Annotated in this window: 4 protein-coding genes; all 4 read right to left on the bottom strand. The window is 37.2% G+C overall.

Annotated elements, in window-relative coordinates; all coding sequences use genetic code 11:
• A partial coding sequence (locus AACY61_RS09945; RefSeq protein ID WP_339611426.1) for a S41 family peptidase occupies nucleotides 1–1412 on the bottom strand: 1412 nt, incomplete at its 3' end.
• A 42-nt stretch (nucleotides 1413–1454) separates the two neighbouring features.
• Complete coding sequence (locus tag AACY61_RS09940) at nucleotides 1455–2273, bottom strand: DUF4349 domain-containing protein (RefSeq protein ID WP_339611425.1); 819 nt, start codon at nucleotides 2271–2273, stop codon at nucleotides 1455–1457.
• A 50-nt stretch (nucleotides 2274–2323) separates the two neighbouring features.
• Nucleotides 2324–2701 carry a ribonuclease P protein component gene (rnpA, locus tag AACY61_RS09935; protein WP_339611424.1) on the bottom strand — a complete coding sequence of 126 codons (378 nt, stop codon included), beginning with the start codon at nucleotides 2699–2701 and terminating at the stop codon, nucleotides 2324–2326.
• A gap of 70 nt (nucleotides 2702–2771) precedes the next feature.
• Nucleotides 2772–4037 (bottom strand): M1 family aminopeptidase (locus tag AACY61_RS09930; RefSeq protein ID WP_339611423.1); only part of this gene is annotated, 1266 nt, incomplete at its 5' end.

Here is a 4037-nt window from a genome sequence, read left to right as displayed (position 1 = left end):
TAACTTTTTTCGATATCTGATTTGATTTCCTCCTCTTCTGCCTTCTTCATGGCTTCTTTAAGAGCTGTTTCAGTTTGAGTTTCAAACGTAAAATTTCGCTGTTTCAAGAAGGCTAGAAAATCGTCATAATCTTGATCGGTAAAGTTGAAATTATTCCAGTTTTCATACTGGTGTTTATAATAGTATTCTGTTGCAAAATCAAATATACTATTTGCTTTCAGAAGTGCTGTGGTAATTGGGCTGAATACAGCTGTTTCCATTTCTACATCGGGCTGAATACCTCCGCCGTCATAAACAGTTCTTCCGCCCTTGGTTTTAAATGCGTTGAAGGTTTCTGCCGAAGCACGGATGGGGTCTCCGTTTTCATCTCTGTTGAAATAGTCTTCAGCTTGTATACACCTGCCGCTTGGCGTATAGTATTTTGAAATGGTAACTTTTAGCTGTGTTCCATAGGTAAGCTCCTTGGGACGCTGCACAAGACCTTTTCCAAAACTACGTGCACCCACAACAACACCTCTGTCAAGATCCTGAATCGCCCCTGAAACTATTTCACTAGCAGAAGCACTTCGGCCATTAATTAAAACAGCAAGAGGAATTTCGGTGTCAACCGGCTCAAAGGATGTGCGGTATGTTTGATTGTATTTTTCAATGACTGATTGTGTTGTGGAAATAATTTCGCCTTTGGGAATAAAAAGATTAACAATGTTTATAGATTCTCTCATTAGTCCACCGGGATTACCACGCAAATCCAGAATAATACTTTCAGCACCTTGTTTTTTTAAATCAAGTAATGCGGCTTTGGTTTGTGTGGTGGTTTTCTGATTGAAAGCACTTAAAACAATGTAACCCACATTTCCCTCCATAAGCGTGAAGAAAGGTACAGCATTTAATTCAACAGCCTCGCGAGTAATAGTTGTGCTTTGGTTTTTGCCCTGACGCCTAAAACTTACATTTAATGTTGAACCGGGAGCGCCTTTTAGCAGCTCTCCTGCATCATCATTAAAGCTTGCCACTTCAACCTCTCCAATTTTAATTATCTCATCACCGGCTTTGAGTCCGGCCTTATCTGCCGGTCCATCTTTCCAGGGTTCAATAACAATCAATTTATCTTTTTGGGTTTTGACTGCGGCTCCAATACCTGTGTAAGCACCTGTTTGATTGATGCGGGCTTGTTCTACATCTTGTTCGTTATAATATACCGTGTAAGGGTCAAGCTCTTCAAGCATTCCCTTGATTGCTTTATCCATCAATTCTGCAGGGACGGTCTCATCAACATAGTTCATGTTGAGTTCCTTAAATAAGGTTGTAAAGATTTCAATCTGTTTAGCAATTTCAAAAAAATCGCTTTTAAAACCCCAGGTTCCTAGTGCAATTAAAAATGCAATTACCGGAACAATAACTCTCTTTTTCATCATTTGTAATTTGCTAACACAAAATATTATTTGCGTTTTATTCTAATTTTTTTTCTTTTTCTTCAGGTATTTGCGTACCCCAAAAACAGCGAGCAACAAGATAACAAAAAACGGCCAAATGTGAAGCAAACCAAGGAAAAATAAAGAAATACCATTCCACCCCGATTTGAGTGCATTCCACATTTTTTGACCATAGGAAGTTGTTACTCCCGTATCTGTAGTTGTTTTGTAAAAATAAACGTGTATGGTGCTGTATGAAACTTGATTTTCAAGGTAATTTAACCTTCCTTGCCTCGCTTCAATTTCTTCTCTAATGACCGACAATTCTCGCTCAATTTCCAGCATTTCTTTAACAGTTTTAGCCTGGTTTAATAGCTCCAAATAACGGTTTTCAAGTTTTAACTTTGCTTTCAAGCGGGCTTCTATATCAACATACTCCTCTGAAACATCTTCTTGAGTGACATCTAATTGGTCAAAATAGGAAACTCCTTTAGAAATAGAATCAATCAAAGTTTCAAAATGTTGTGAAGGAATGCGAATGGTAAGATTTCTATAATTTTCATTGTAGTTTTTTCCTGAGCGGTCACTTTGAAGAATACCTTGGTGTTTTGAGACCAGGGTTTTTAATCTCTGATGGGTTTTGTTTAAATCATTGGTCGGAAACCTCAAGCCCCCCGTTTTTATGATTTTTTGTTCCTGAGGTTTTGGAACTGAAGTTATAGCCGGATCAAAAGATTTTGCAGATGGAGCATAGTCAGAAACTTCATCTGCTTCAGAATATAGGATTGCGTCTTTTGAATTTTCAGAAGTATTTGAACATGCGAGCATAATGCTAAATAGAAATAGCGTCAAGGTTTTCATAATTAATGGAGTTAGAATTACGATAAGGTGCTAACAATTAACATACCAATCTAACTTTTAGTTTTTTGAATAAACTTTTCCATCAGGGTATTCATGGTTTCGCTTAATTGATGAAAAGTTGGTTTTTCTTTGCCAACATATAAAAAAAGCATTGCATATTTTTGATCACCAACAACATCTAAAAGCAGGGTTTTATTTAATCTATAAGTCTCTCTAAGCAGTCTTTTTATATGATTTCTTTGCGTAGCTTTTTTAAAGTTTCTTTTTGAGACAGAAACAGCAGTTTTTAAAGGTACTTCTTGATGCTTTTCACTTTCAATATAAAATAGCCTGAGAGGAAAAACCCCAATTGACTTGCCCTCTGTGAATAAGGCTTCAATTGTTTTTCTGCTTTTGAGTTTTTCTTCTTTGGTATAACTGAATTTCATTCAGGTAAAGTTAATGAAAAATGCTTCTTTACTTTTGCTTTAATAGTTTGTTTATGTTAAGAGGATAAATCTATTCTTCTCCATCTAATGGTTTACTAGGGGCATCTGCTTCAAACACGTTGTTTTCCGGATCGACATCTGCCATTAATCTTGAGGCATCAATCATCATAGCTGCAATAGTTGATTTTGGAGCATCAATTTCAAAAGTATAAGTAGGGTAAGCCCAGGCCCAGTCATTTAAAACTGTGCGCTTTAATTGTGGGTAGGGGTTTTCTTTAATACCACGCATCATTCGTAACGGGATGTGAATCGATTCGTTTTTGTTGTCTTTATAAACCACATAAAAATCAATAGGCATCGGCATTAAACCTTTTCGCGAAAGCGTGACAAGAGTCTTTCCATTTTTTTCTTCGACATTTTCTATAGCATAATCTATGGTATTTGTTGTTTTTGTCCAATCAAGCAAATACCAGCCCAATTGAAGCCCGGAAACTTTTTCTGCTGTTCGTATAAAATCATTTGGTGTGGGATGTGTAAATTTAAACTCGTTGTAAAAGCGTTTCAATGTTTTCTCGACATTTTCTTTTCCAATCACATATTCTAGTTGCGCGAGAAAAACCGCTCCTTTTGAATATGAAGAGGCACCATAGACCCAGTTTTTATCAAAACGGTCTGCGTGGGTAGATTGAGGTTGTTCCTCTCCACTTGTTGCCATTCTTAAATAACTTCTGTAAGATCCATCATATAGAAACTGCTTGTTTTGACCCATCACTTCGTTCATTGCCTGTGCACTTATGTAGGATGTAAATCCTTCATCCATCCATTCGTGTTTTGATTCATTAAAAGCGAGCACAAACTGAAACCAACTATGAGCTACTTCATGTGCGGTTACACCTACTAGGCTGTTAAAATTTCGCTCACCGGTAATAAGGGTTGACATTCCATATTCCATACCTCCATCACCTCCCTGAATGACAGAGTATTGTTTGTAAGGATAATTGCCTAAGTGTTTGTTGAAGAACTCAAAAAGTGCCACAGTTTTGGACTGCAGGTTTTTCCAGTTTTCCAATATTTCAGGGTTGTTTTTATATAAAAAATGCAGTGTAATTCCATAGGGTCCTTCAATGCGATCGTGCAGGTATTCGTTGTCTGCAGCCCAGGTAAAATCATGTACATCGGGAGCAATAAAATGCCAAGTGAGTTTTCGGCCTTTTTTGTGTTTTACTACTTTGGTTGGATCGTCTTGGTAGCCATGACCGATTTCATTTGGGTTTTGTAAATAGCCGGTTCCACCAAGAGTGTATTGATTGTCTATGGTGATTGTCACATCAAAATT

The organism is uncultured Planktosalinus sp. (assembly GCF_963973675.1).
Lineage (GTDB): Bacteria > Bacteroidota > Bacteroidia > Flavobacteriales > Flavobacteriaceae > Planktosalinus.
The sequence above is the reverse complement of the archived record's forward strand: the minus strand, read 5'-3'. Positions and strand labels throughout refer to the sequence as shown.

What these genes read in the sequence shown, in the direction of transcription:
- AACY61_RS09940 (WP_339611425.1), bottom strand. Translation starts at nt 2,273, where the DNA reads ATGAAAACCTTGACGCTATTTCTATTTAGCATTATGCTCGCATGTTCA.
- rnpA (WP_339611424.1), bottom strand. Translation starts at nt 2,701, where the DNA reads ATGAAATTCAGTTATACCAAAGAAGAAAAACTCAAAAGCAGAAAAACA.